This is a genomic window from Kitasatospora sp. NPDC096204, from assembly GCF_044763205.1.
Classification (GTDB): domain Bacteria; phylum Actinomycetota; class Actinomycetes; order Streptomycetales; family Streptomycetaceae; genus Kitasatospora.
Genome location: NZ_JBIWFT010000013.1, coordinates 118,983 through 143,483, shown reverse-complemented (window position 1 = coordinate 143,483; position 24,501 = coordinate 118,983). Strand labels below are relative to the sequence as shown.

Genomic DNA, 24,501 nt, shown 5'->3' with positions numbered 1-24,501 from the left:
CTCGGGTCCACTCGGGTCCACTCGGGTCCACTCAGACCCGGTCAGACCCGTTCGAGCGGGCGGTGCGGGCCGTCCGGGAGCGTGACGGTGACGGAGTCGCCGGGGCGGACCGGGCCGCCGGTACGGACGGTGCCCATGATTCCGGCGCGGAGCACGATCGTGCCGTCCTCGGCGCGGCCGACGACCTGCTTGAGCAGCCCGGGGCGGTAGTCGTCGATCTGGGCGCAAGGGTTGCGCAGGCCGGTGATCTCCACCTCGGCCCGCGGGCCGATCCGCAGCACCGCGCCGACCGGCAGGCCGAGCAGGTCGACACCCTCGGTGGTGATGTTCTCGCCGAGCGCGCCCGGCCGCACATCGAAGCCCGACTCGCCGAGTTCGGTGAGCAGTTCACGGTGGATCAGGTGGACCTGGCGCAGGTTGGGCCGGGTCGGGTCCTGCGCCACCCGGGACCGGTGCTTGACCGTCACCCCGGCGTGCACGTCCCCCTCGACGCCCAGCCCGGCGAGCAGCGTGATGCCGTCGCGGTTCGGCTTGGTGAACGAGTACTCGGCATTGCTGCTGACCGCCACCACGGTGCCGCTCATGTTCGGGCCCTCCTTGCGGACGTATGTTCGATCGACCAGGAGCCTACTCCGCCCCGGTCGTCCGGTCAGCCCTCCGAGGGCGCCCGCAGCAGCGGCAGCACGACCTCGTCCAGGATCTCCTCCACGACCCGGTCCGGCGCCACCGTCCCGCCCGTCAGGAAGGCGTCCCGCAGCAGGTCGAGCGGGAGCGAGACGACCCGTGGGGTGATCCGGTCGGGGTTGATCTCGCCCCGGGCGGCGGCCCGGCGCAGCATCGTCTCCAGGGTGTTCACCGGGCCGTCGGAGGTCAGCGCGCCGGTGAAGCGGGCCCGGAGTTCCGGGTCGCGCAGCAGGTCGACCAGGAAGGCGTGCACGGCCTCGCCCGGCAGGTCGTCGAAGCGGTGCAGCAGGCCGCCCATGAAGAGCAACAGGTCGGCGCGCAACTCGCCGGTGTCCGGCGGTTCCTGGAAGTTCGGGGCGTTGCGGCCGAGGGCGGCGATGACCAGGGCGGGGCGGTTCGGCCAGCGGCGGTAGAGCACCGGTTTGCTGGTCCGGGCGCGGGCGGCGACGCCGTCCATGGTGAGCCGGTCGTAGCCGTGCTCGACGAGTTCGCCCCAGACGGCGTCCAGGATCGCGCGTTCCAGTTCGTCGCCGCGTCGGCGCACCGGTCTGCCGTGCTCCACGGGGTTCCGCACCCGCCCCTCGTAGATACGTTGCGTTTCTTGTGGGGGCGAGTCTACAGTCGAACACAGGAAACGCGCCGTATCTTATGGCCGGACGGCCAGGGGGAGATCCGCCATGCGCACTGGTCACAGCACCACTCACAACACCCTGAGCACACAGGGCACTCACACCGCCGGCACGACCGAGGTCCTGGTGGTAGGCGCCGGCCCGGTGGGCCTCGCGCTCGCCCTCGGCCTGGCCCGCGCCGGGGTCGCCTGCCGCGTCGTCGAACGGGAGCCGGGCTTCCGCGACCGCGGCGTCCGGGGCAAGGCGATCACCCCGCGCACCCTGGAGGTCTTCGACGACCTCGGCGTCGTGGACGCGATCCTCGACCGGGGCACGCTCAACCTCAAGGTCCGTACGTACGAGGGCGACCGGGTCGTCGGGGAGGTCGACCCGGCGCCCGCCAACCGCCCGACCCCCGACCGCCCGTACAGCGGCGCGCTGCTGCTCGCCCAGCACCACACCGAGGCCGTGCTGCGCGAGCGGCTCGCCGGGTACGGCGTCACCGTCGAGACCGGCACCGAGCTGGTCGGCCACACCCAGGACGCGGACGGCGTGCTCGCCACCCTCCGCCGCGGCGGGCACGACGGCGGCGACGGGCACGACGGGCACGACGGGCACGACGGGCACGAGGGACGCGACGGCCAGGACGGCCGCACCGAGCAGCTGACCGCCCGCTACCTGGTCGGCTGTGACGGCGGCCGCAGCACCGTCCGCAAGCTGGCCGGCATCCCGTTCCTCGGCGAGACCTGGGACGAGGAGCGGTTCCTGATGGCCACCATGGACGTGGACGGCCTGGAGACCGACCGCATGCACCTGTGGAACCACCCCCGGCTGGGGATCGGCGCCCTGGTGCTGGTCCCGATGCGCGAGGACGGCACCTGGGCGGCGCACGCCTCCGTCGAGCCGGACGGGCACGGCGAGCTGCCGGCCCCGACCCTGGAGACCTTCCGCCGACTGTTCGCCGAACGGGCCGGCCTGCCCGGGGTCCGGCTGCACGAGCCGACCTGGTCCACCGTCTGGCGGCCGACGGTCCGCATGGTCGAGCGCTACCGCGACGGCCGGGTGTTCCTCGCCGGGGACGCCGCGCACTGCCACTCGGCGGCGGGCGGCCAGGGCATGAACACCGGCATCCAGGACGCCCACAACCTGAGCTGGAAGCTGGCCGCCGTGCTGCGCGGCGGGCCCGAGGCGCTGCTGGACAGCTACCAGGCCGAGCGGCTGCCGGTCGCCGCCGCCGTGCTGGCCGCCACCTCCGCCCAGCACCGGAGGCTGTTCAGCGCCGACGGCGCCCGGGCGCTGACCGACCAGTTCGTCTCCATGTCCACCGCGGGCGGGGCCGACTTCACCGGGCTCTCGGTCGATTACCGGGGCGGGCCGCTCGGCCGCGACCTCGACGACACCACCGGCATCCGGGCGGGCGACCGCGCTCCCGACGCGCCCTGCACCACCGCGGACGGCACCCCGACCCGGCTCTTCGACCTGTTCCGCGGCCCGCACTTCACCCTGCTGACGGTCGGCGAGCACCCGGCTCCGGCCGACGTCCGCGACGACGCGGACCGCGCCGTCCCCGGCCTGCGCCGGGCCGCCGTGCTGGACCCCGAGGGCCATGTCGCCCGGGCGTACGGACTGCGCGGCGACGCCGTCGTACTGGTCCGCCCGGACGGCTACGTCGCGCTCACCGGCGCCGCCGCCGACCGGGCCGCCGTCGCCGCGCACCTGGCGGGCTACGCCCCGGTCGACTGAGCCCCGGCCTGCCGAGATCCGGTCGGCTACGCCCCGGTCGACTGAGCCCCGGCCTGCCGAGATCCGGTCGGCTACGCCCCGGTCGACTGAGCCCCGGTGGGCCGGACCCCGACCCGGCTCCCGCCGCGCGCCGCCCGCTCGTCCGCGTCGGCGAGCCACAAGTACACCGGCGCGAGACCGAGTTCGAGCGCCATCAGCACCAGCTGGAACCAGTGCGGCCGGCCGTCCAGCACGATGGACAACACCCGCGCGAGGCCGCCCAGCAGGAACACCGCCGCCAGCCACCGCACCGTCCGGGCGGGTACCGGCGCCTGCCGGGCCGCCTGGATCCAGGCGGCCCCGTACCCGGCGAAGACCGCTCCCATGAAGCGGCCGAAGCTGCCGGCCGTCGGTCCGGCGTCCGCGATGCCGGGCATCGCGGCGTTCCCCAGCAGGATGTGGACGAAACCGATCGCCACGCAGGCGACCCCCATCGTCCACGCGAGCACCCGTAACGCCTTGGCCATGACCCACCCACCCGTTCCAGAGGTCTGGTTGACACGTGTCCACTAAGCTGCGCCGACAAGTAGACACGTGTCAAGTAACCTGGCGCGCATGCCAGTCCACGAACGACGCCGGCGCCTCTCCCCCGCCGAGCGACGCGCCCAACTGATCTCCACCGGCGCCCGACTCTTCGCCGAACGGCCGTACGAGGACGTGCTGATGGAGGAGGTCGCCGAGAAGGCCGGGGTCTCCCGCGCGCTGCTCTACCGGCACTTCGCGAGCAAGCACGACCTCTTCGCCGCGGTCTACCGGGAGGCCGCCGACGGCCTGCTCACCAGGACCCGCTTCGACCCGGCCGACACCCTGGTCGAGCAGCTGGTCGAGGGCATGGACGCCCACCTGGACTACTTCATCGCCAACCGGCACGCCGTACTCGCGGCCAACCGCGTGCTGGCCGGTGACCAGGTGATCCAGACCATCATCGACGAGGAGCTCGACGCCCTGCGCGGCCGACTGCTCGGCGTCCTCCCGCTCGCGGACGAGCGGGCGCGCCGGGCGGTGTCGCAGGTCCTGCGCAGCTGGCTGGTGTTCGTCCGGGTGCTGGTCATCGACTGGCTGACCGAGGAGACCTGCACCCGCACCGAGCTGCGGGACGCCTGCATCGGCGCCGTGCTGGGCGCGCTCCGGCCGCTGCTGCCCACCGATCCTGCACCCGACTGGGGGCACCGAGGGCATACCATCGGGGCGTAACGGGGAGAAGCGCCACAAGCATCCAATTCCCTATGAACATACGACAATTGAATGCTCCAGCTCCCCTCGACCAGCCGGACCTCCGAACCCGCGAAGGGACCCATGGACTCCGTCACAGCCGCCTCCCGGACCACCCTCCCTCCACTCCACCGGCTCCCCACCACCCCCGCCCAGCCGCCCCACCCCACCACCCTCCCGGACGGCACCCCCGCGTGGCTGATCACCCGCTACCACGACGTCCGACAGGTCCTCGGCGACCCCCGGGTCACCCGGGCCGACCTGCATGACGTCGGCACCGCCGGTGCCACCGCCGACGTGGCCGCCAACCCGGCGTCCCTGTTCAACCAGGACGGGCCCGCCCACCGCCGGCTGCGCGGCACCGTCCAACGGGCCTTCACCCCGCGCGCCATCGCCGGCTGGCAACCGTGGGTCGCCGCCGCCGTCCAGCAGTCCGTGGACCGGCTGGTCGCCGCCGGGCCGCCGACCGACCTCGTCCCCGCGTTCGCCCGGCCGGTGCCGTTCGCCGTCACCACCCGGCTGATGGGGCTCGACGGGGACGGGCCGGACCACCTGGACGAGGAACGGCTGCACCGCTGGACCCTCGCCCTGCTCGCCCAGGGCGAGGAGCCGGGCGACGGGCCCGGCGACGGGCCCGGCGCGGGCCCGGGCGAGGGTCCGGAGCGGCAGGCGGGCGCCGACCACGGCGACACCCTCGCCGAATTCGGCGCCTTCATGGCCGAGTTGGTCGCCCGCCGGCGCCGCGAGCCCGGCGACGACCTGGTCAGCCGGCTGGTCCGGGCCGCCGACCAGAACGGCGGCGTCCCCGAGGACTCCCTCGTCTTCCTGGTCGCCGGACTCACCGCCAGCGGCAACGAGAGCGTCGCCGGGGCGCTCGCCAACGCCCTGGTGTACGTGCTCGGCGAACGTCCCGAACACTGGCCGCTCCTCGCCGACCCGGTCGTCGCCGAGCACACCGCCGAACGCCTGCTGCACTACATCCCGCTCGGCGACGACGAGGCCACCATCCGCCGCACCACCGCGCCGATCGAGGTCGGCGACGTCACCATCCCCGCCGACTCGGTCGTCGCCATCAGCCTCGGCAGCGCCAACCGCGACCCGGCCGTCTACCCCGAGGGCCTCGACACCGACCTCGGCCTCCCGCTGCCCGCCCCCACCCTGGCGTTCAGCTCCGGCCCGCACTACTGCATCGGCGCCTGGCGGGTCCGGCTGGAGATGCGCGAGTCCCTGCACCGCCTCGCCACCGCGCTGCCCGGCCTGCGTCTCACCACCCCGGTCGCGGAACTCGCCTGGCAGCTCGGCGGCACCACCCGCAGCCCGGCCCGCCTGCCGGTGGACTGGTGACCCACGACCAACCCACGACCAACCCGCAGCCAACCCCCGACCGACCGACGGCCAACCCGCGGCCAACCCGCGGCCAACCCGCGGCCAGGAGTGCCCTCGGCGCCCCGCTCGGCGTCAGCCGTCGAGCAGGGCGCCCAGCCAGCGCTCCCGGCGCCGCTCGATGTACTCGGCATCGCCGCGCCAGACCTCCCCGTGCCCCTGCGTCCAGAGCCTCGCCCAGGGCTCGACGCGACGGCCCGCCCGATCCCGCAGGAAGTCGTGCATGGCCAGGGCCCGCTGCCCCAACAGGGGTACCAGAGCGCGCCGTTCGGCCTCGTCCAGCCCGTAGGCGTCGACGAACACCCGCAGCCGGGCCGCCGCGTCGGCGTCGGCGAGCCGCCAGTCCGGCTGCGCCGACAGCGGCAGGAACCCGTGCAGCGCGTACGCGAGGTCCCACAGGCGGGTGCCGGGGGCGGCCGTGTCCCAGTCGATGAAGGACCACTGGTGCCCGGCGCCGACCACGAGGTTCCACGGGGCGAGGTCGTTGTGGGCGATGATGTCGGCCCCGTCGGGCGGCATCAGCACCTGCCAGTGGGCGTCCGGCGGGGGCGTGAAGTCCCGGACGGCGTCGTGGAACTCCCGGATCAGGCGGGCCACCCCGGCCAGCCTCTCGGACCGGTCCAGCAGGTGGAAGCGGTCCGGCCAGAGCACCCGGCCCGGCTGGTACGTCAGCACCTCGCGTCCCTGCGCGTCGAGGCCGAGCGGGCGCGGCGCCGCCCGGTACCCCACCGCGTGGAGGTGCTCCAGCAGCGCGTGCACCGCGGGCGTCCACGGCCCGGCCGGGCGCCGCACGGTGTCCCCGACCCGGACCACGCCGGCGCTCATGTTCCCGCCGGACAAAGGCCGTTCCTCACCCGGCGCGGGCGGCTCCTCACCGGGCGCGGGCGGCTCGTCGCCGGGCCACGGCGGCTCCTGGGCCGACGAGGGCGGCGGTCGCTCCCCCGCCCCGCTCATCCGAACAGCACCTCCCCCAGCGTCCCGCCCTCCGGCGCGCCCGGCAGCACGTAGGCCACCGCCGAGGCCGTGTGCTCGACGAAGGCGTTCAGGGCGTCGCGCGCGGCCAGCCGGTTCTGGACGCGGGTGAACTGGGCCGGGTCGCGCATGAAGGCGCAGAACAGCAGGCCGCGGTCACCCGGGCCGTCGTCGTAGTTGTAGCCCCGCCGCAGCATCCGGGCGCCGCCGTCCAGCCGGGGGCTGGAGAGGCGGACGTGCGCGGTGGCCGGGATGAGGTACGAGCCGTCCGGGTTCTTGGCGTAGATGTCCGGCTCGTCGTGTTCCGCCGTGCCGGTGAGCGGGGAGCCGTCGCCGGCCCGGCGGCCCATCACCTGTTCCTGGCGGTCACCGGGGAGGGCCGCGAAGGCCGCGGTGTCCATCCGGATCCGGCGGTAGACCAGCACCGTGCCGTGCTCGTGCGGCCCCGGCGGGCCCCAGACCCACTGTCCGCTCTGCTCGCCGTCCGGGTTCGCCGTGCCGTCCTTGAAGCCGAACAGGTTGCGCGGCGTGGCGCCGCCGGCCGTCCGGGCCAGGAAGCCGGACTGGGTCCACCGCACCGTCGCGCCCGCCGCCCTGGCCACGGCGTCCACCTGCTCGGCGACGACGGACAGCGGCCAGCGGTCCGCCGCGCAGAGCTGGAGCACCAGGTCGCCGCCGCCGCGCGCCGGGTCGAGCCGGTCGCCGGGGAAGGCGGGCAGCTCGGTCAGCAGCACCGGCGGAACGTTCAGCGCCAGCCGGGCGGCGAGCCCGGGCCCGACCCCGACCAGGCCGGTCAGCCGGGCCGGCGGGCCGTCGCGCAGCCGCGCGTCCGCCGGGCCGGCGCCCGACGCCTCGGCCAGCACCCGGGTCAACTCGCCGAGCAGGCCGCGCAGGGCGGCCCGTCCGTCCGAGGTCGCGGCGGGCGCCAGGTCGAGCGCGAGCAGCTGGGTGGCCGGCTGCTGCGCGGCCGTCACCCCGGCCTGCCGTTCGCCGTGGAAGGGCACCGGGGGCTGCTCCGGCGGCGCCTCCCGTCCGGGCCCGCCGCCGTGGAGGTCGCCGCCGTCCAGGGCCAGCGCCGTGACCCCGGCGCCGAGCCCGGCGGCCGCCAGCGCCCCGCCCGTGATCAGTGCCCTTCGCCCCACACCGGTCCCGGCGGTCGGTGGCTGGTCCTGCGCCTTTCCGGCTTCGGCATGCATGGGCGACATTGGAGACGATAGAACACGCCGTATGCAACTTTTGACCACACGTCACCCGGACCCGACCGCAACTCCCCCACGCGGGGCCCGTACCGCCAGGCGGCTGCCCGCCCTGTTCACCGCCGCCGTGCTCGCCCTCCTCCCCGTTCTCTCCGGCTGTTCCTCGGGCGGCTCGTCCTCCTCCGACGCCAAGCACCCGGACGGCACGGTCATCCGCGTCCCGCAGCACTTCCCGACCATCCAGCAGGCCGTGGACGTCGCCCGCGAAGGGGACACCGTGCTGGTCGACCAGGGCACCTACCGGGAGAGCGTCCGCCTCACCAAGCCCAAGATCGTGCTGCGCGGCACCGACCGCAACACCGTCGTCCTGGACGGCGGCCTGCGGCTGGTCAACGGCATCACGGCCTCCGGCCCCGGCTCGGTGGTGGAGAACCTCACCGTCCACGGCTACCTCGCCAACGGCGTGCTGTTCACCGGCGTCACCGACGAGAAGCTCCAGCAGCACGGCGCCGGCGGCTCCGCGTACAACCCGCTGGACACCGTCCGCTTCCCGGTCGTCCAGGGCTTCCGTGCCAGCAACGTCACCGCGTACAACAACGGCCTGTACGGCATCTACGCCTTCGACGCGCGCGGCGGCGTCATCGAGAACTCGTACGCCTCCGGGGGCGCGGACTCCGGCATCTACGTCGGCCAGTGCAAGCCCTGCGACACCCTGGTGCGGGGCAACACCGTCGAGCGCAACGCCGTCGGCATCGAGATCACCAACGCCTCCGACGGGCTCACCGTGGTCGGCAACCGGGTCACCGGCAACCGGGTCGGCGTCACCGTCAACTCCAACGACCTGGAGGCCCTCGCCCCGCAGCACGGCGCGGTGATCGTGGGCAACGTCGTCACCGACAACAACGCCACCGACACCCCCCAGCAGGCCGACGGCGCGTACGGCATCGGGATCGGGATCGGCGGCGGCACGGAGAACCAGGTGCAGCGCAACCTGGTCCAGGGCAACCGCGCGGCCGGCATCGTCGTCACCGACCCACCCGGGCACCCGGCGAGCGGCAACCGGATCGAGGGCAACCGGGCCGCCGGCAACGGCACCGACCTGGTGCTGGCCTCCGCCGACCCGGGCAACTGCTTCACCGGCAACCAGCCGGGCGTCCAGAGCCCGGACGGCCTGGAGGCGCTGGCGGGCTGCGCCGTCCAGGGCCGGACCGCCCCGCCGTTCGGCCGCACCAGCCCGGTCCAGTCACCGCCCGGCATCCCGTTCAGCCAGGTGCCGGCCCCGCCCGCCCAGCCCTCGCTGCCCGACCCGGGCGCGCCCGGCGTGCCGGCGACCGACCTGCCGGGCCCGGTCGACGCCGGCGCCTACCCGCTGCCGGAGTCCGCGGACGCCCTCCCGAAGCACTGACCCCCGCCCCGTCCGGGCTCGCGCTCGCGCGGGCCCGAGGGGGTGGGTGGGCGTGCGGGGGCCTGACGGCCGCGCCGCGCGGGACCGGCGGCGCCCTGGTCGCGGGCGCCGCCGGCGGCTTCGTGAACGCGGCCGCCGGGGTGGGCGGCCCGGCCGTCTCCCGGTACGCCGTCGGCACCGGCTGGACGGCCCGGGAGTTCCTGCCCGACGCCCGGCTCTGCGGGGCGGTGGTGAACGCCTTCTCGCTGGCCGGAAAAGGACTGCCCACGCTGTCCCGGCCGGCCCGGTGGCCGGTGGCCGCGGCACGCGCGGGCGGCACGGTGGTCGGCCGGCTGCTCGCCGCCCTGGTGCCCGAACACCGCGCCCGACGGGTGGTGCCGGGCCCGGCTCCGGCCGGCGGGGTGACGACGCTGGTCAAGGGCGTCTCGGGGCTCGGCCGAACGCCCGGCGGGAGCACCGCCGCCCGGGACCCGGCGGAAGCCGGAACCCACCGGACACTCCGGACACCCCCGGATGAGCCCGACACCCTTGCCGACACGGACAGTTCGGGACACCCCGGGCAGTTCAGAAACCACCCGAACAGTCCTCCGCGGACATGACATACTGCGTCGGTGACCTCAGCTGACCTGGCCGAAAAACCGTCCAAGACCCGCCCCCAACTGGGCCGGAAGTTCAATCTGCTGTGGTCCGCGTCGGCGATATCCTCGGTCGGCGACGGCATGCGGGACTCCGCCCTGCCGCTGCTGGCGGTGGCCGTCTCCGACTCCCCCAGCGCGGTCTCCGTGGTCTCCGTCGCCGCGTCGCTGCCCTTCCTGGTGATGTCGCTGTACGGCGGGGTGCTCGCCGACCGGGCCGACCGGCGGCGGCTGATGTGGACGATCGACGCCGCGCGCGCCGTCGTCGTCCTGGGCTTCGCCGGCTGGGTCTTCCTCGCCGACCCGCCCCTGGTCGCGCTCGCCGCGCTGGCCTTCGTGCTCGGCTGCGGCGAGACGGTCTTCTCCAACGCCGCCACCTCGGCCGTGCCCGAGCTGGTCCGACCCGACCAACTCGACGCCGCCAACGGCCGGATGCAGGCCAACATGCTGGTCGGCGGCAACCTGGTCGGCCCGCTGCTCGGCTCGGCGCTGTTCGCCGTGGCCGTCGCCTCCCCGTTCACGGTGGACGGCGTGTCCTTCGCCCTCGCCGCCGTCCTGGTCGCCGCCACCGGCCGCTCCACCGCCCCGCGCACCCGGGCCGACCGCCGACCGGTGCTCACCGAGATCCGCGAGGGCGTCGACTGGCTGTTCCACCACCGCGACGTGCGGATGCTCGCCGTGCTCTCCACCCTCGGCGCGCTGGCCTGCTTCATGGGCACCACCATGATGGTCCTGATGGTCACCAAGGTCATCCACGCACCGGCCGCCTCCTACGGCATCGTGCTCGCGGCCGGCGCCATCGGCGGCACCGCCGCCAGCACCCTGGCCGGCCGGCTCAGCCGGCTGCTCGGCCGGGGCACCCGGATCGCCCTCGCCTTCCTGCTGATGGGCGTCTCGCTGATCCTGATGGGCCTGAACACCTCGGTGGCCGAAGTGGCCGCGCTGTACGGCGTGATCGGCTTCGGGATCGTCACCTGGAACATCCAGGCGATCTCGCTGCGCCAGCAGGCCGTACCGAAGGAACTGCTCGGCCGGGTCAACAGCTGCTACATGCTGCTGAGCCGCCTCGGCATCATGACCGGCGCCGCCCTCAGCGGCTGGATCGCCTCCGTCGTCAGCATCCGCACCCCGCTCTTCGTCGGCGGCACCCTGCTGCTGGTCCTGCTGGTCGCGGTGCTGCTCCTGCTCCCCCGGATGACGGCGCTGGAGGCCGCTCCGGCCCAGGCCCCGGCCGAGGCTTCCGCCGCCGCGGACTCCGAGGAGTAGGGCGTGTCCGACGGTTCCCGTCGCCCGCCCGGCGCGAATTGTCGGACACGCCCCAGGGCCCACGGCGCCGACGGGGGGAACTTCGCGTCCTCCCGCTCAACACCCCCGGTCGGCCGGTATGGTGGCCAGGGGGTGCACCGGGAAGCCTGGTCGGCGAGCAGCTGCCGCCCGTCCTGAGGAGAGCCGTGAACGCCAACCGCCCCACCGCCGCAGGCCGGTCGACCGCCTCGGACGTGACCGCCACCGAAGCGCCCGCCACCGACGCGCCGGACGCCGAAACGCTCGACGCCGACACGCTCGACGCCGACGCGCCGCCGGTCGGTCTCGGCCCGCTGGTGCGGATCGACGGCGCCTGGTTCATCGGCGACCACGAGAGCAGGGCGTACCTCGCCGTCCTCCCCGAGGGGTTCGAGCACCGCGTCGCCGGACACGAACCGTTCCTGGTGCCGTGGAAGCGCCTGATGAGCCTGCAACTCGCCGTCACCAGCGGCCGGTTCCTCAGCACTCCGGTCGGCGGGCTGCTGGCGGGCGGCCACCGCTCCGCGATCGGCGCCCACGGCTCCTGCCTGCGCGCCATGGTCCGGCACCCCTACGACATGTGGAGCCCCCGGTTCGTCCACCACCGGCGGTGGTACCCGGCGCCCGAGATCACGGTGCTGCACCAACTGCTGGGCGACATCGTCGATCTCGGGCGCGTCGACCGGCTCGGTGACGACGCCTGGCTGTCCTCGGTCGTCGCGGAGCTGGCGGCGGACCCGTTCCTCCGCAGGTGGCGGACCAGCAAGGCCCTCGCGGAGGGCGTGAAGGAGCTGATCACACGCGGGGCGTGACCGGCGGGCGGCTGTCGGACGGGGTGGTGGCCCGGGTCCGGGCGGTGGCGAGGGACGCCAGGGCCGGGGTCGCGGCGAGGACGAGACACAGCGACAGCGGCAGGCGCTCGGCGAGCAGGCCGGCCAGCGCCGTTCCGCCTGAACTCCCCGCGTTGAAGCAGGCGTTGACCCAGGCGCCGGCCCGGGTGCGCCGGCCGGGCTCGGCGAGTTCGTCGGTGAGCAGATAGGCGGTGGTGAGGGTCGGGGCGACGGTCAGGCCCGCCAGGGCGGCTGCCGCCGTAAGGAGCGGGAACGTCGGGGCGACGGCGGTCAGGGCCAGTGCGCCGCCGAAGGCCGCGGAGAGGACGGCGAGCCGGACCCTGGCCGGAGCGCGCCAGTCGAGGGCGCCCAGGGCGAGACCGCCGACCGCGCTCCCGGCCGCCAGCGCGGCCTCCACCCAGGCGGCGTCGGCCGCCTGCCCGTGCCGCTGGGCGAAGACCACCGCCAGCAGACCGAAGGCGCCGAGTCCGGCCCCGGCACCGGCCGCGGCGGCGAGCGGCTGACGGATCCTGGACAGCAGTCGCCAGGGATGCGAACGGCCCGCTGCCGCACGGGAGTTCACGGGTACCTGATGCGGCCCGCCGCGCACCGAGGCGGCCAGGGCGAGGGTGCCGGAGAGGACAAGGACGGCACCCAGCACCAGCCCGAGCCCCGGGCGGGCCGTCCCGGCCGCGATCAGGCCGGCCGACAACGGGCCGGTGACGTACAGGAGTTCCTCGGCGACGGTGTCCAGACTGTAGGCCCGTCGGCGCAGTTCGGGATCGGACAGCAGGGCACTCCAGCACGCCCGGGTGACCGGCCCGAGGGGTGGCGCGAGCACGCCGGCCGCCACCGCGAGGGCGAGCAGGGCCGAGTACGGGACGCCGGGACGCCAGGTGGCGGCGGCCAGGGCGAGCAGCACCAGCGCGTACCCGGCCGCCATCGGCGGCAGCGCCCGGCGCGGGCCGTGGCGGTCGACCAGCCCGGCCCGGACGGGCGAGAGCAGCACGTTGGAGCCGGCGAACAGCGCCGTCAGCCAGCCGGCCCGGGCGTACGAGCCGGTCGCGCCGGTGACGGCCAGCAGGAGGGAGAGCGGGACGATGCCGTAGGAGAGGCGGCCGATCAGGGCCGCGCCGAAGAGCCGGACCGCGCCAGGGGTGCGCAGGACCGTCGCATAGGACGAAGACATGGAGGTGTTCCTCGAAGGATGGCGCGCACCGCGCGCCGGTGTACCGGGACGCCGAATGGCCGCACCACCGGGGTGCGGTCGCTGCCTGGGGCCCTAGTCACGAGAGAGGAACACGGGGCCATGCTAGGGCACTTCCGTGCGGATCTCGCACAGGAGGCCGGCGGGCTGACTCCCACCGACACCCCTTCTTCATGGACAGATCAACAAATCCCCGGTAGCATCTGCTGACAGGTCGACAGATTCGGACGCGCCGTGACGCTGCGTTCCCGGTCGACCCTCGCCGGGTGGCACCGCGAGGCCTCGCCCTCGCCTCCGAGCCGGGCGCCGGATCGCTCCCCCGTCGGTCCGGCGCCTCTCCCCGACGGCCGCGCGCCGGAGCCACACCACCCTCACGCCGCAGCCATGCCGGCCGGGTTCACTGGGCCAGGTCGACGGCCAGGCAGAGGCCAAGACCCGGCTCGACGAGGCCGGACGCGCCCTGCGCGAGGAGCAGCGCCTCTCCCTGGACCTGCCCGACACCCAGGTGCCCGCCGGGCGCGACCTCTTCCTCGGCGGGGGCCTGCAGGTCCGCCACGCCGGCCGGCCGGTGTTCGCCGACGGCGGCGTCGACCTCAGCGTCCGCGGCCCCGAGCGCATCGCGCCGACCGGGCCCAACGGCGCGGGCAAGAGCACCCTACTCAAGCTGGTCACCGGCGAACTCGTCCCGGACGGCGGGGAGATCACGCGCAACGACGGGCGGATCGCCTACCTCTCGCAGCGCCTGGACCTGCTGGACCTCGACCGCACCGTGGCGGAGACCGGCTGAGCCCACGACCCCGGCCACCCCGGCCACCACCGCTACCCCGGCCGCCCCGGCCGCCCGCACGACGAAGGCCGGTGCGAAGGGAGATTCGCACCGGCCTCTGCTCGGCGACCTGCTGGCGGAACTGCTGGGCCGGCACGAGGAGCCGTGCCTGGCGAAGGACCTGCGCGACGAGCTGATGGCGACGTACCCGAAGCGCAACGGGGCGCAGGACCGCGGAGAGCGAGAACTCGTCGTCGTCGCCGTGGGTCAGCGAGATCTCGGCGGTGATGCTGGTGCTGGTGAGTCACCAGGGTCGGCTGTGCAGCGCCATGTGCACGGTGTCGACGACCTGGATCAACGCGGCCCGGGCGGTGCCCGTCGGGCGGCTCGCACCGATCAGCAGGAAGCCGTGGAGTGCCCCCTGGTAACGCGTGGCCACCACCGGGACCCCGGCCGCCCGGAGCCTGGCCGCGTAGGCCTCGCCCTCGTCCCGCAACACATCGGCCTCCGCGGTGACCACCAGCGCCGGCGGCAACCCGGCGAGCTGCTCCAGCGACGCCCGCAACGGCGCGGCCGTCACCTCCATCCGCCGGTCCCGCTCGGGCAGGTAGTCGTCCCAGAACCGGCGCATGTGCTCACGGTGCAGGAAGTAACCGGTGGCGAACCGGCGATAAGAGGGCGTGTCGAAGTCCGTGTCGGTCACCGGACAGAGCAACACCTGATGGACCAGCGGAAGTTCACCACGCTCCCGGGCCAGCAGCGTCAAAGCCGCCACCAGGTTCGCCCCCGCCGAATCCCCGACGACCGCGATCCGCTCCCCCACCAACCCGATCTCATGCCCGTGCTCATGGATCCACCGAGCCGCCGCGTAACACTGCTCCACCGCCACCGGGTACCGCGCCGCCGGGGCCCGGGCGTAGTCCACGTACACGACGGCGGCGTCCGTGCCCAGCGCGAACTCCCGCACCAGCCGGGCGTAGCAGTCGGCATCACCGAGCGACCAGCCCAGGCCGGGCAGGAACAGCACCACCGGACTGGGCCGGGCGGCGCCGACGGGTCTGGTCACCTGGACGCGCACCCGCCCGGCCGCACCGCCGGGCAGGGCGAGCCACTCCGACTCGATGTCGCAAGGATCGTCCGGATCCTCGAACTCGCCGTCGCCCGGAAGATGCTCGGCGGTGAGGAAGGAGAGGTCCGGCAGCTCCGTGGCGGACCGGCCGGCCCGGCCGTCCAGGAACTCCTGGAACGCCCGGTCGAGTACGGGGCGCCGGTCGGGCTGGGGGGTGGGGTCGGACAACTCTTCGCTCCTGGCTTCGGTCGACGGGCACGGCGGTTCCGTGTGTGCCCCGGCCGTGGTGGCCTGTTCGTGCCCTGCGGCGGGCGGGTCGGCGGCGGGCGGGTCGGCGGCGCCTGCCTCAGCCGGCTTCGTCGTGCGGACGCGCCTCGTGCGGGCCTACGTCGTACGTCCGCACGTCGTCAGGGCGTGCCCGCCACTCGCGCGGCGAGACGCCGTACACGGCGTGGAAGCTGCGGCTGAAGTGCGCCGCGTTGACGAAGCCCCACCGCTGGGCGACGGCCGAGACCGTGGGCGCGGTCCGGCCGCGCCGGGCCAGCTCGCGGGCGCAGGCGTCCAGGCGCAGCTGCCGTACGAGGCCGCTCACCGTCACGCCCTCGCCCTCGAAGAGCCGGTGCAGGTGGCGCACGGACATGTGGTGGGCATGGGCGATCCTCTCCGGGGACAGCTGCGGGTCGCCCAGGTGACGGTCGATGTACTCCCGTACCCGCCGGACCGGGTGCGCGGTCCCGGCGCCCGGCTCGTCGGCGGCCCGGGGCGGCGCCAGCCGGGCGACGAGTGCGGTGACCAGGTCGGCGACGCTGCCGGCCAGCCGGTCGCCGACGGCGGCGGGGTAGGAGTGCGCGGAGGCGGCGAGGACGTCCAGGAACGGCAGGATCACCGGCCCGCACCCCTCCGTGGGGCCGACGGCCGTCGCCGAGGCGTGCCGCAGGTCGTGCTCCGGCACTCCCAGCAGCCGGCGCGGCAGGTGGAACAGGTGGGTGCGGAACCGCTCCGGGTAGTCCACCGCGTACGGGCGCGCCGTGTCGTACAGCACCAGCCCGCCCGGCGGCACCTCGGCGCGGCGCCCGTCCTGCTCCAGGACGGCCCGGCCGACCACCTGCACGCCGACCCCGACCTGCGGCTCGCTGCGCGGGGTCCGGGCGATCAGCGCCGCCGTGCGGGAGAGCCGGGCCGCGTCGGCCTCCAGGGTGGAGATCCGCACGTACCCGAGGCGGTGCGACTCCAGGAGCCCCTCGAACGGCCGCCCGGTCAGCGGGTGCACCTCCAGCGGCACCAGTGACCGGGAGAGCGCCCCGCTCCAGAAGGCCGCCTTGTCGCCGTCCGCGACCGAAGCCGTCGTCACTCGCACGCCCATCTGACCGCCCTTCCGCCGGAGTCCCGCGCACTCTCAGCGTGGCCCGCCGGTGCGGCGGGTCGGTAGGTCATCTGACTGACGTGTTCGGACGGCCCTGGGTGGAGTCCGGCGAGGCGGCCCCGCCGGCCCGGCCGGGCGGGCGTGCCCGCAGGTCAGATCCCGTCGAGGGCGTGGGCGAGGGCGGCCCGCGTGGTGATGCCGAGCTTCGGGAAGATCTTGTAGAGGTGGGCCCCGACGGTGCGGGGCGACAGCTGGAGCTGGCGGCCGATCTCCTTGTTGGTCAGCCCGGTCGCGGCCAGCCGGGCGATCCGCAGTTCCTGGCCGGTCAGCTCGGACGCCGCGGTGGCTGGTCCGGTCTGCGGCGGGACCGCCGAGTCCCCGGCGGCGCGGAGCTCCTCCTCGCACTGCGCCGCCCAGGGGGTGGCCCGCAGGCGGCGGAACGCGTGGTGGGCCGCGCGCAGCGCCTCCCTGGCGCCGGGCCGGTGGCGGCGGCGCAGCCACGCGCCGTGGGCGAGTCGCAGCCGGGCGAGGTCGAACACCCACTGTTCGGCGCCCGGGACGGCGAAGGCGGCCTCGTAGGCGGCGTCGGCCTCCTCGTCGTCCGCGGCCAGGGCGGTGGCGGCCGCGCACAGGAAGGCGTGGTGTCCGGAGATCTCGGCGGAGCGCGCCGCGGCTCCGGCCGCGAGGTGGGTCCGGGCCTCGTCGTGCCGTCCGGTGTGCACGGCGGCCGTCACCAGGTCGAGGACCAGCGTGTGGTGCCAGGGCCGGCCGCCGGACAGCCGCCCGGGCGGGGTGAGCTCGGAGAAGTGCCCGTACGCCTCCTCGTAGCGGCGGTGGGCGAGCGCGGCCAGGCCGCGCAGATGGGTCAGCCGGTCGAGGACGTACCGCATCCGGGCGCGGGTGGCGATCGGCCGGACGGTCCGCTCGACCTCCCGCAGGCCGGCCTCGTCGCCCCGGCCGGCGAGGAAGTGGGCGTGGTACTGACGGAACATCAGGGCGTTGGTGTGGTAGCCGAGTTCGTCCGCGATCTCGGCCTCGCGCAGGCAGACGGCCGCGCGGTCCCAGTGTCCGAGCAGGTAGTCCTGGTGGGCCCTGGCCTTGGCGACCGAGCCCTGGGTGGCGTAGCCGTGCAGGCCGGTGAAGCGCTGCCACAGGTCGCCGTCGGGCCAGTCCAGCGCGGAGGAGGTCCACAGCAGGAGCCAGGCCGCGCCGGCCTCCCGCTCCCCGGTCAGGCCCTCGGCCGTCGCCAGCAGGGCGGCGGCCGCGTCCGGGCCCGGGTCGGTCCAGGCGCGCAGGCAGAGCCGGCCCACCTCGGAGACGTTCTCCCGGTGCCGTTCCAGGGCGCGCCAGGCCCAGGGGTCGTCCGTGTAGGTGGCCGCGAGGAGGAGCTTGAAGTAGACCTGTTCGACCAGCCCGCCGAAGGTGTCGGCGCCCGGCGCGGTCAGGGCGTCGAGGGCGGCGGGCAGCAGTGCGGCGGAGGACTCGAAGTCGACGTGGTGGCTCTGGTCGGCGTAGACCACCGCGTAGGAGAACAGCGGGTCGATGTCCTGCGGGACGGTACCGCTCTTCAGTTCCTCGACCAGTGCCGCGGTGTGGCGCAGCTGCCCGCCGCGGGCGGCCATCACCGCGGCCCAGGTGAGCCTGCGGACGCGGTCACACCCGCTGGGGCTGAGGACGGCGGCGCGTTCGAGCAGCAGCGCGCCCTCCGCCTCGCCGCCCCGGGCGGCGAGGTCGCGGCCGGCCTCCTGGAGGCGGTGGGCGAGGTCCTCGTCGGGCAGCAGCGCGGCGGCGGCCTCGTGGACCAGCCGCCGGGGGTCCTCCGGCGCGAGGGCGTCGGACAGGGCGCGGTGCGCCTCCCGGCGCGCGGTGTCGGAGGCGGCGGAGACGACGGCGGTGCGGACCAGGGGGTGCCGGAAGACGAGCTGTCCGGCCGGGTCGAGGCGGGCCAGGCCCTCCTCTTCGATCCGTGCCAGGATCTCCCGCGCGTTCTCGTCGGCGAGGGCGCGCAGCCACTCGGCGCTGCCGGAGTCCGGGCCGGTGGCCAGGGCGCCGAGCAGGAGGAGGCGGCCGACCTCCGGGGTGACCGTCCCCAGGCGTTCGGCGAACATCCGCTCGAGCTTGCGCCCGAGCGGCAGCCGCTCGGGCAGCGGAGCGGCGCCCCGCTGCTGGGCGGCCGCCAGCTGGCGCGGCAGCTCCACCAGCGCCAGCGGGTTCCCGGCCGCCTCGGCGAGGACGCGCTCGCGCGCGGGCGGCGCGAGTTCGGGGTAGCGGGTGCCCAGCAGCAGGGCCGCGTCGGCCGGGGGCAGGGCCGGGACGTCGACGGCCTCGGCCGACCAGATCTGGGCGGCCGCGCTGTCCGGGCGGGTGGCTCCGACGATCGCCACCGGCAGCTCGGCGCACCGCCGGTGCAGGAAGGCGAAGACGGTCCCGCTCGACGAGTCGATCCAGTGCAGGTCGTCCAGGAGCAGCAGCACGGGGGCGGTCCGCACCGCCTCCTGCAGCAGGGCCAGCGCGGCGGCGCCGACGGCGAAGCCGCTCGGGGTTCCGGAGCGGACGCCGAACGCGCTCTCCAGGGCCTCCCGCTGGTGCGCGGACAGCGCGCCGGAACGCTGGAGCGGCGACCAGAAGGCCTGGTGGAGGGCGCCGAAGGCGAGGTCCGTCTCCACCTCCGCGCCGACCGCGCGCAGCACGGTGAACCCGCGCTCGCGCGCCATCCGCTCCACCCAGGCGATCAGCGTGCTCTTGCCGACACCGGCGTCGCCGCGCAGCAGGACGGTGGAGCCGCTCGCGCCGTCCTCGGCCTGGACCAGTGCCGCGGTCAGCAGCTCCGTCTGCCGCTGCCGACCGACCAGGACCGGAAACCGCCTGTCCTCCGTCACTGGTGCCTCTCCCTCGACCCGGCCGATCCGCTCACCGGGGACCCAAGGCTACCGCCCGCCGGAACCGCTCCCGAGGTCGCGGGCCGGGCGGCGGGAACGGCGCGGCGGGGCCGTCCCGCGGCTGCGGTCACTCCCGGTAGAGCAGGACGGTGAGACCGGACAGGACGGCGCTGGCGACCAGGGCCCAGGCGATCTGGCCGTGCAGGACGAGGACCGCGCCGGGGGCGGCGCCGGCGAGCATGGTGACGACGGAGAGGATCTTCCGGCGCTGGCGGGGGGCGGTGCCGCCGGCGAGGCGGGAGTCGGCGGCCAGGCCTGTCAGGGTGAGGGTCAGCACGGTGGTGGTGAGGTCGGGCACGCCGAGGCCGCGGACGGTGCCGTTGCGGATGCCCATCGCCAGGGCGAGCAGGGCGATCACCGGGTACTGCGCGGGCCCCTCGACGCTCCGGGCGAAGGCGACGGCCGCGGCGGCTCCGTACAGCCCGACCTCCAGGACGAAGGCGGTGCGCAGCCGTGCGGCGCGGGGGGATCCGGCGTGCCGGGTGGCGAGGCGGCCGGCCACGCCCGCGCCGAGCAGGAAGGCCGCGAGGGAGGTCAGGGAGCCGGTGACGGAGAAGCCGGGCGCTCCGGCGAGGGCGAAGGCGATGACGACGACGTTGCCGGTCATGTTCGCGGTGAAGACGTGGCCGAGGCCGAGGTAGCTGACGGCGTCGATCAGTCCGCTGACCAGGGTGAGGACGAACAGGGCCAGGGCCAGCGGGTGGCGGTCGTGGATCTGCGGTCCGGACGGCTGCGGCGGCGGGGGCGTGGTCACGACGGCTCCTCGTGGGGGGGGCGTGGGGAAGCGGGGAAGCGGGCGGGGCACCGCCTGGTCCAGGCGGTGCCCCGTGACGGAACCGGCGGGCTCGTCAGAAGAAGCAGGGGTCCATCGGCACCTGGGGCTGCCCGGGCAGGGCGAGGCCGCGCGCCTGGCGCCAGGCGTGCTGTTCGCCGGAGGCCGCCACGGCCTCCAGCACGCCCTCGGCCTGGCGGACGCCGGCGGCCAGGCTGGGGGCGGGGGTGGCGTGGTAGCCGCCGAACTCGGTGACCGGGCTCCAGGACGGCGAGATCTCCGGCAGCTCGGGCGCCAGGCCCTCGTGCTCCTGGGCGGCGTGGACGATGCGCCCGCCGACGACGGTCAGGACGGCCTCGATGTGCGGGATGTCGGCCTCGGGCACCGTGAAGTAGTCGGCGCTGAGCAGCGCGAGGTCCGCGTAACTGCCGACCGTCAGACGGCCCTTGATGTCCTCCTCGCCGGTGAGGCGGGCGCCGCCGAGGGTGTAGAGCTCCAGGGCCTGGGCGCGGTCGAGCCGGTTGTGCTCGGCCGCGAGGCGCCGGCCGGAGACGGCTCGGCCGGAGACCAGCCAGTGCAGGGCGACCCACGGGTTGTAGGAGGAGACCCGGGTGGCGTCGGTGCCCGCCGCGACGGTCAGGCCGCGGTCCAGCATGGCGCGCAGCGGCGGCGCCTCGGCGGCGGCGGGGGCGCCGTAGCGGTTGACGAAGGCCTCGCCCTGGAAGGAGAGGCGGTTCTGGACGGATACGGCGCCGCCGAGGGCGGCGATCCGGTCGAGGCTGTCCTTGCTGACGGTCTCGGCGTGGTCGAAGAGCCAGCGGTTGCCCTGGGGGAAGAGGCCCTCGGCGGCGAGCTTCTCGAAGACGGCGAGGTCGCGGCGGATGGTCTCGTCGTAGGTGGCGTGCAGGCGGAAGCCCCAGCCGTTCTCCATGAGCAGGCGGACGGCCTTCTCGAACTCGGTCTCGTAGGCGCCCAGTTGCGGCCTCGGCTCGGTGAAGTTCTCGAAGTCGGCGGCGGCCCAGGTGAGGTTCTCCCCCGCGCCGTTGAGGCGCAGCCACTCGTCACCCTCGCCGGGGCGGACGGTGTCGACCCAGCGCTTGAGGTCGTCGAGCTCCTGCCCGGCGGTCTGCGGGAAGAGGTGGTAGGCGATGCGCAGGCTCAGCTCGCCTCGGCGGGCGAGCTCCATGACGGTGCCGTAGTTCTCGGGGAAGGCCTGGAAGCCGCCGGCCGCGTCGATCGCGGAGGTGAGGCCGAAGCGGTTGAGCTCGCGCAGGAAGTGCCGGGTCGAGCCGATGCGGTCGGCCTCGTCCAGCATCGGCGCCTTGGCGAGGGTGGAGTAGAGCAGCAGGGCGCCGGGGGCGGCGATCAGCAGGCCGGTGGGCTCGCCGTCGTTGCCGCGCACGATCTGGCCGCCGACCGGGTCGGGGGTGTCGCGGGTGAAGCCGGCGGCGCGCAGGGCGGCCTTGTTGAGCAGGGCCGACTGGTAGAGGTGCAGCACGAAGACGGGGGTGTCGGGGGCCGCGGCGTTGAGTTCGGCCAGGGTGGGCAGGCGCCGTTCGGCGAACTGGTCGGCCGACCAGCCGCCGACCACCCGCACCCACTGGCCGGGCGGAGTGCGCTCGGCCTGCCGGCGGAGCATGGTCAGGGCCTCGCGCAGCGTGGGGACGCCGTCCCAGCGCAGCTCCATCACGTAGTTGAGGCCGCCGCGGATGACGTGCAGGTGCGCGTCGTTGAGGCCGGGGACGGCCCGGCGGCCGAGCGCGTCGACCACCCGGGTGCCGGGGCCGACCAGCGGGACGACGTCCGCGTCGTCGCCCACGGCCTGGATCCGTCCGTCCCGGATGGCCACGGCGGTGGCCTGCGGGCGGCGCGGGTCGTTGGTGAACACCTTGGCGTTGCGCACGACCAGGTCGGCGGGCTCGTCGGGAGTGCCGGGGCGGACGCCGGCGACAGGCATGGTGGACAAGGGGAGCCCCTTCGTTGGGTGGGTGATTCGGCGCGAGGCCACCCGGCGAACGTAGGCAGGCGGCGGTGGGGCGAGGTTCTTCGCAGCGCATGGCCGGTTGCCCGGCAGCGCACTGACGCGGGCCGGCCGGGCGGGTGCGGCCGGTGGTGCGTTGTCGGAACAGTCCCGGGCGCAGAGCGAGCAGAACCTCCCGCCGATCGCGGGCTAGTGTCGTTGACGCGAAGCCCCGCCGATCCGGCCGGGGCCAAGCCTGACGTGGTGTCAATTCCCCGCGTCTTTCCCCTCGTTCACGAGAAAGAGAAGACCCATGGTCGACTTCGCCAACGTCCACGCCGCCCCGAGCCCGGACCTGCTCACCCCGGACAACGCGATGATGCTGTTCGTGGACCACCAGCCGCAGATGTTCTTCGGCACCGGCAGCGGCGACCGCACCGCCATCATCAACGCCACCGAGGGACTGGCCAAGGCCGCGAAGGTCTTCGGCGTGCCGACCGTCCTGTCGACCGTCGCCGCCGAGTCCTTCTCCGGCCCGATCCTGCCGCAGCTGAAGGCCGTCTTCCCCGACCAGGAGATCATCGACCGCACCACGATGAACGCCTGGGAGGACGAGGCCCTGGTCGAGGCCGTCAAGGCCACCGGCCGCAAGAAGATCATCCTCTCCGGCCTGTGGACCGAGGTCTGCCTCGTCCTGCCGGCGCTCTCGGCGCTGGACCAGGGCTACGAGGTCTACGTCGTCGCCGACGCCTCCGGCGGCGTCACCCCGTCCGCCCACGAGCACGCCCTGCAGCGGATGACCGCCGCCGGCGCCGTCCCCGTCACCTGGATCCAGGTCCTCCTGGAGCTCCAGCGCGACTGGGCCCGCACCGAGACCTACGTCGCGGTCACCGAGCTCGTCAAGGAGCACGGCGGCGCCTACGGCATGGGCCTGGTCTACGCCCAGTCCATGATCAACCCGCACGCCGCCGGCTGACGGACCCATCGATCCGACGGAGTCCGACATGAACACGGGTCTACTCCTGCTGCGCCTGGTCGTCGGCCTGCTCATCGCGGGCCACGGCGTCCAGAAGGTCAGCTTCCACCTCGGTGGCGGCGGACTCGACGGCGGTAGCGCCGAGTTCCGGGGCGACGGCTTCCGCGGTGGCAAGCTCACCGCGGTGACCGCCGGCGGCACCCAGATCGGCGCCGGGCTGATGCTCGCCGCCGGTCTGCTCACCCCGCTGGCGGGCGCGGGCGTCATGGGGGTGATGACCGTCGCCCTGACGGTCAAGTGGCCGCACGGCCTGTGGGTCCAGCACGACGGGTACGAGTTCCCGTTCGTCCTGATCACCACCGGCGCGGCACTCACCGCCACCGGCCCCGGACAGTGGTCCGTCGACGGGGCGCTCGGCCTCGCCGACTGGCCCCTGTGGTGCCTGCCCGCCGCCGTCGTCGCCGGCGTGGGCGGCGGACTGGCGACCCGGCTCGCCCTGCACCGCGACTGACCCCGGTCGGCACCGCGGTCAGGCAGCCGACACCGAACGGGCTCGGGCCCCGGGTGGGAAGACCACCCGGAGCCCGAGCCCGTCGGCATACACGCGAAGTACCCGAAGTACCCGAAGTACGCGAAGTACCAAGAGCAGGGAGCGAGATGATGACGACAACGACGGCGGAAGAGACGCGCGTACGCGAGCCGGGCCCGACGGAGGCCGGGAGCGGGGCGCCCACGGGCGCGGAGCGGGCGGCGGGCCCCGGCCACGAGCCGGACCTGCACGCCATGACACGGCTCACCCTGCGGCCCATCGCCTCGCCGATGCCCCTGGGCTTCTTCACGGTGGCCATCTCCTCCACCGTGGCCAGCAGCCTGCAGCTCGGCCTGGTCGACGGCGCGTACCGGCAGGCCGTGGCGCTCACGCTGTTCTCCGCGTTCGTCCTCCAACTGCTGGTCAGCATCCTCGCGTTCGGCGCCCGCGACGTCATCGCGGCGACGCTGATGGGCGGGTTCGCCGGGGCCTGGCTGGCCAACGGCCTGGTCACGGCGTCGGATGCCCCCGGCGGTGCCCGGGTACTGGGCGTGATGAACCTGGTGTTCACCGTCTTCGCGGCCCTGATGGCCTCGGTGGCGAGGCCGAAGAGGGTGCTGTGGGTGCTCCTGATGATCGCCGTGCCGCGCTACCTCGTCGCCGGCCTCTACGGCGTCTCGGGCGAGGCCTGGCTGGGGCACCTCGCCGGCGCGCTCGGCATGCTCCTCGCGGCGGTCGCGATGTACGCGGCCTACGCCCTGATGCTGGAGGAGCTGCGGGGCCGGGAGGTCCTGTGGATCGGGCGCAGCGGCCCCGTGCGGGACGCCATGCACGCGGGGCTGACCGGCCAGCTGAACCGGCTGGAGCAGCAGGCCGGCGTGCGCCGGACCCTGTAGCGGGCGCCCCGCGCGGCTTCCGGGCTCCGGAGT

The 24,501-nt window shown here is 74.8% G+C and carries 21 protein-coding genes and 1 pseudogene; 11 read left to right on the top strand and 11 right to left on the bottom strand.

All coding sequences use genetic code 11. The features are described from left to right. Positions 1 to 41 precede the first annotated feature (41 nt). Together ACIQ87_RS16835 and ACIQ87_RS16830 are read right to left on the bottom strand one after the other, a co-directional pair. Entirely contained in the window at positions 42 to 584 is a 543-nt protein-coding gene (locus tag ACIQ87_RS16835) for an MOSC domain-containing protein (protein WP_402406809.1), read from the bottom strand. A gap of 65 nt (positions 585 to 649) precedes the next feature. Beyond that, positions 650 to 1,258, bottom strand: coding sequence for a TetR/AcrR family transcriptional regulator (locus ACIQ87_RS16830; RefSeq protein WP_402406807.1), 609 nt, complete (start codon positions 1,256 to 1,258; stop codon positions 650 to 652). 103 nt (positions 1,259 to 1,361) lie between these two features. Here ACIQ87_RS16830 and ACIQ87_RS16825 point away from each other — a divergent pair, with 103 nt between their 5' ends. Next, positions 1,362 to 3,035 carry an FAD-dependent monooxygenase gene (locus tag ACIQ87_RS16825; protein ID WP_402406804.1) on the top strand — a complete coding sequence of 558 codons (1,674 nt, stop codon included), beginning with the start codon at positions 1,362 to 1,364 and terminating at the stop codon, positions 3,033 to 3,035. A gap of 71 nt (positions 3,036 to 3,106) precedes the next feature. On the opposite strand, the gene ACIQ87_RS16820 is transcribed toward ACIQ87_RS16825, so the two are convergent. After that, positions 3,107 to 3,541: a DUF4345 domain-containing protein gene (locus ACIQ87_RS16820; RefSeq protein ID WP_402406802.1), complete on the bottom strand. Its 435-nt coding sequence runs from the start codon at positions 3,539 to 3,541 to the stop codon at positions 3,107 to 3,109. An 88-nt stretch (positions 3,542 to 3,629) separates the two neighbouring features. On the opposite strand from ACIQ87_RS16820, the gene ACIQ87_RS16815 reads away from it, so the two are divergent. Both ACIQ87_RS16815 and ACIQ87_RS16810 read left to right on the top strand, forming a co-directional pair. After that, positions 3,630 to 4,268 (top strand): TetR/AcrR family transcriptional regulator, encoded by a 639-nt coding sequence (locus ACIQ87_RS16815; RefSeq protein WP_402406799.1) that lies wholly within the window; start codon positions 3,630 to 3,632, stop codon positions 4,266 to 4,268. 102 nt (positions 4,269 to 4,370) lie between these two features. Continuing rightward, complete coding sequence (locus ACIQ87_RS16810) at positions 4,371 to 5,630, top strand: cytochrome P450 (RefSeq protein ID WP_402406797.1); 1,260 nt, start codon at positions 4,371 to 4,373, stop codon at positions 5,628 to 5,630. Positions 5,631 to 5,744: 114 nt separating this feature from the next. Here ACIQ87_RS16810 and ACIQ87_RS16805 read toward each other — a convergent pair whose 3' ends face one another. Both ACIQ87_RS16805 and ACIQ87_RS16800 read right to left on the bottom strand, forming a co-directional pair. After that, complete coding sequence (locus ACIQ87_RS16805) at positions 5,745 to 6,509, bottom strand: phosphotransferase enzyme family protein (protein ID WP_402406794.1); 765 nt, start codon at positions 6,507 to 6,509, stop codon at positions 5,745 to 5,747. A gap of 110 nt (positions 6,510 to 6,619) precedes the next feature. Then, positions 6,620 to 7,837, bottom strand: a complete 1,218-nt coding sequence (locus ACIQ87_RS16800; protein ID WP_402406791.1) for a Dyp-type peroxidase — start codon at positions 7,835 to 7,837, stop codon at positions 6,620 to 6,622. A gap of 40 nt (positions 7,838 to 7,877) precedes the next feature. Here ACIQ87_RS16800 and ACIQ87_RS16795 point away from each other — a divergent pair, with 40 nt between their 5' ends. The 4 genes from ACIQ87_RS16795 to ACIQ87_RS16780 all read left to right on the top strand — a co-directional run bounded on the left by ACIQ87_RS16795 (position 7,878) and on the right by ACIQ87_RS16780 (position 11,973). Then, positions 7,878 to 9,242 (top strand): right-handed parallel beta-helix repeat-containing protein, encoded by a 1,365-nt coding sequence (locus tag ACIQ87_RS16795; RefSeq protein WP_402406788.1) that lies wholly within the window; start codon positions 7,878 to 7,880, stop codon positions 9,240 to 9,242. Between the two features lie 122 nt (positions 9,243 to 9,364). Continuing rightward, entirely contained in the window at positions 9,365 to 9,841 is a 477-nt protein-coding gene (locus ACIQ87_RS16790) for a hypothetical protein (RefSeq protein ID WP_402406785.1), read from the top strand. Between the two features lie 12 nt (positions 9,842 to 9,853). Next, entirely contained in the window at positions 9,854 to 11,143 is a 1,290-nt protein-coding gene (locus tag ACIQ87_RS16785) for an MFS transporter (RefSeq protein WP_402406783.1), read from the top strand. A 185-nt stretch (positions 11,144 to 11,328) separates the two neighbouring features. Beyond that, a complete protein-coding gene (locus ACIQ87_RS16780) occupies positions 11,329 to 11,973 on the top strand; it encodes a hypothetical protein (protein WP_402406781.1) in 645 nt (214 codons plus the stop codon). On the opposite strand, the gene ACIQ87_RS16775 is transcribed toward ACIQ87_RS16780, so the two are convergent. After that, entirely contained in the window at positions 11,957 to 13,180 is a 1,224-nt protein-coding gene (locus ACIQ87_RS16775) for an MFS transporter (RefSeq protein ID WP_402406778.1), read from the bottom strand. The two genes, ACIQ87_RS16780 and ACIQ87_RS16775, sit on opposite strands and share 17 nt — an antisense overlap. Before the next feature lie 439 nt (positions 13,181 to 13,619). On the opposite strand from ACIQ87_RS16775, the pseudogene ACIQ87_RS16770 reads away from it, so the two are divergent. Next, positions 13,620 to 13,976, top strand: a pseudogene (locus ACIQ87_RS16770) (ATP-binding cassette domain-containing protein); the annotation flags it as partial. A 292-nt stretch (positions 13,977 to 14,268) separates the two neighbouring features. Here ACIQ87_RS16770 and ACIQ87_RS16765 read toward each other — a convergent pair. The 5 genes from ACIQ87_RS16765 to ACIQ87_RS16745 form a co-directional block, all read right to left on the bottom strand. Beyond that, positions 14,269 to 15,261: an alpha/beta hydrolase gene (locus tag ACIQ87_RS16765; protein WP_402406777.1), complete on the bottom strand. Its 993-nt coding sequence runs from the start codon at positions 15,259 to 15,261 to the stop codon at positions 14,269 to 14,271. Between the two features lie 118 nt (positions 15,262 to 15,379). Continuing rightward, the gene (locus tag ACIQ87_RS16760; protein ID WP_402406775.1) at positions 15,380 to 16,396 is read right to left on the bottom strand and encodes a helix-turn-helix domain-containing protein; all 1,017 of its coding nucleotides are present in this window, start codon (positions 16,394 to 16,396) and stop codon (positions 15,380 to 15,382) included. Between the two features lie 152 nt (positions 16,397 to 16,548). Continuing rightward, positions 16,549 to 19,275: an AAA family ATPase gene (locus tag ACIQ87_RS16755; protein ID WP_402406772.1), complete on the bottom strand. Its 2,727-nt coding sequence runs from the start codon at positions 19,273 to 19,275 to the stop codon at positions 16,549 to 16,551. Between the two features lie 127 nt (positions 19,276 to 19,402). After that, positions 19,403 to 20,089, bottom strand: coding sequence for a YoaK family protein (locus tag ACIQ87_RS16750; RefSeq protein WP_402406769.1), 687 nt, complete (start codon positions 20,087 to 20,089; stop codon positions 19,403 to 19,405). A 94-nt stretch (positions 20,090 to 20,183) separates the two neighbouring features. Further along, a complete protein-coding gene (locus ACIQ87_RS16745; protein WP_402406952.1) occupies positions 20,184 to 22,064 on the bottom strand; it encodes an amidohydrolase in 1,881 nt (626 codons plus the stop codon). A gap of 316 nt (positions 22,065 to 22,380) precedes the next feature. Here ACIQ87_RS16745 and ACIQ87_RS16740 point away from each other — a divergent pair, with 316 nt between their 5' ends. The 3 genes from ACIQ87_RS16740 (at position 22,381) to ACIQ87_RS16730 (ending at position 24,468) form a co-directional block, all read left to right on the top strand. Continuing rightward, entirely contained in the window at positions 22,381 to 23,043 is a 663-nt protein-coding gene (locus ACIQ87_RS16740) for a hydrolase (RefSeq protein ID WP_402406766.1), read from the top strand. Between the two features lie 28 nt (positions 23,044 to 23,071). After that, positions 23,072 to 23,554 (top strand): DoxX family protein, encoded by a 483-nt coding sequence (locus tag ACIQ87_RS16735; protein WP_402406764.1) that lies wholly within the window; start codon positions 23,072 to 23,074, stop codon positions 23,552 to 23,554. Between the two features lie 149 nt (positions 23,555 to 23,703). Continuing rightward, positions 23,704 to 24,468 carry a hypothetical protein gene (locus tag ACIQ87_RS16730; RefSeq protein ID WP_402406761.1) on the top strand — a complete coding sequence of 255 codons (765 nt, stop codon included), beginning with the start codon at positions 23,704 to 23,706 and terminating at the stop codon, positions 24,466 to 24,468. Positions 24,469 to 24,501: the final 33 nt, after the last annotated feature.

Bases quoted from the DNA above. Each gene is read 5' to 3' on its own strand.
- ACIQ87_RS16810 (WP_402406797.1), top strand. From the start codon at position 4,371: ATGGACTCCGTCACAGCCGCCTCCCGGACCACCCTCCCTCCACTCCAC.
- ACIQ87_RS16745 (WP_402406952.1), bottom strand. From the start codon at position 22,064: ATGCCTGTCGCCGGCGTCCGCCCCGGCACTCCCGACGAGCCCGCCGAC.
- ACIQ87_RS16735 (WP_402406764.1), top strand. From the start codon at position 23,072: ATGAACACGGGTCTACTCCTGCTGCGCCTGGTCGTCGGCCTGCTCATC.
- ACIQ87_RS16820 (WP_402406802.1), bottom strand. From the start codon at position 3,541: ATGGCCAAGGCGTTACGGGTGCTCGCGTGGACGATGGGGGTCGCCTGC.
- ACIQ87_RS16775 (WP_402406778.1), bottom strand. From the start codon at position 13,180: ATGTCTTCGTCCTATGCGACGGTCCTGCGCACCCCTGGCGCGGTCCGG.
- ACIQ87_RS16760 (WP_402406775.1), bottom strand. From the start codon at position 16,396: ATGGGCGTGCGAGTGACGACGGCTTCGGTCGCGGACGGCGACAAGGCG.
- ACIQ87_RS16835 (WP_402406809.1), bottom strand. From the start codon at position 584: ATGAGCGGCACCGTGGTGGCGGTCAGCAGCAATGCCGAGTACTCGTTC.
- ACIQ87_RS16800 (WP_402406791.1), bottom strand. From the start codon at position 7,837: ATGCATGCCGAAGCCGGAAAGGCGCAGGACCAGCCACCGACCGCCGGG.
- ACIQ87_RS16825 (WP_402406804.1), top strand. From the start codon at position 1,362: ATGCGCACTGGTCACAGCACCACTCACAACACCCTGAGCACACAGGGC.
- ACIQ87_RS16730 (WP_402406761.1), top strand. From the start codon at position 23,704: ATGACGACAACGACGGCGGAAGAGACGCGCGTACGCGAGCCGGGCCCG.
- ACIQ87_RS16815 (WP_402406799.1), top strand. From the start codon at position 3,630: ATGCCAGTCCACGAACGACGCCGGCGCCTCTCCCCCGCCGAGCGACGC.
- ACIQ87_RS16740 (WP_402406766.1), top strand. From the start codon at position 22,381: ATGGTCGACTTCGCCAACGTCCACGCCGCCCCGAGCCCGGACCTGCTC.